This window comes from Pseudomonas sp. P4_C3, from assembly GCF_056402075.1.
Genome location: NZ_JBFUIC010000620.1, coordinates 1 through 1,323, shown reverse-complemented (window position 1 = coordinate 1,323; position 1,323 = coordinate 1). Strand labels below are relative to the sequence as shown.

Annotated in this window: 1 protein-coding gene; it reads left to right on the top strand. The window is 58.8% G+C overall.

Translation table 11 applies throughout. The features are described from left to right. Positions 1–15: 15 nt before the first annotated feature. Positions 16–1,323 (top strand): DUF3320 domain-containing protein (locus AC1DVH_RS31230; protein ID WP_477757036.1); only part of this gene is annotated, 1,308 nt, incomplete at its 3' end.

The window sequence follows — 1,323 nt, the reverse complement described above, 5'->3', positions numbered from 1 at the left end:
GACAGGTCCTTGGGAGTGGCCGCGTTTAGCGTTCCGCAGCGTGATCTGATCAACATTGAGGTTGAATTACTGCGACGCAAGACACCTCAGGCCGAAGCGTTTTTCACTGCACAGGGCAGCGAGCGGTTCTTCGTCAAAAACCTTGAAAACATTCAGGGGGATGAGCGCGAYGTGATCTTCATCAGCATCGGTTATGGCCGCAATGAATCCGGTCGTATCGCTCGTGAGTTTGGCCCGCTCAATAAAGACGGCGGGCATCGCCGGCTCAACGTCCTGATCACGCGGGCAAAGTTGGCGATGCGCGTGTTCTGTAACTTCCGTGGCGATGAACTGGACATCGATGCCAGTGCCAAACACGGCGTACGGGCCCTTAAGAACTTCCTCAAGTACGCGGAAACGGGTGAGCTGGAAGTCGCCGAGGAAACCGGCAAGGCCACGGACTCGCCCTTTGAGGACGAGGTCATTCGCGCATTGCGCGATCTGGACTACCAGGTAGAGCCGCAAGTCGGCACTGCCGGTTACTTTATTGACCTCGCCGTGAGAGACCCCGAGTTCCCCGGCCGCTACGTGCTGGCCGTTGAATGCGACGGCGCTGCCTATCACAGCTCGCGTTCCGCACGTGATCGCGACCGGTTGCGCCAAGGCGTACTTGAGGGCTTGGGTTGGAACTTTCATCGCATTTGGAGTACCGATTGGTTCCGCAATCCTCAGCAAGAAATCACCCGCACAGTGGCGGCGATCGAGTCCGCCCGCGAACGTATAGCCAACCGTCGCAACGTCTCGGTCACAGAAGTTCTGATTGAGCCCCTGCATGAAATTATCCGTGACGAAACCGTTGCCGAAGTCGAGCCAGTCGCCAGTCAACCTTATGAAAAGGCGCGGCTCTCTGCAGTCAGCACCCAAGCGGAACTACATCAACACCAGCCCGAGCACCTGCTGCGGATGATCCGTACTGTGGTCGACGTCGAATCACCGGTGCATTCAGTGGAAGTCACCCGACGGCTCATGGATGCTTTCGGTGTGACCCGCCAAGGCTCGCGAATCATCGCCGCCGTGGAACACGCCATTGGCCTGGGCATCAAGCAGAGGCACTTCCTGCGCCGTGGCGAATTTCTCCACCTGGTCGAGAATCGCCCCGTTGTCATCCGCAGCCGGGCGCATTGGGAGTCGGCTGAGCGCAAGCTGGAGTGGGTTGCGCCGGAAGAGCTCGACCAGGCACTGATAGAAATCATCATCTCGGGGTTTTCCATGAGTCATGACGACGCGATCTCTGGCGCTTTGAGACTGCTCGGCTTTGGCCGCGCCACGGCCAAGGTGACAGCG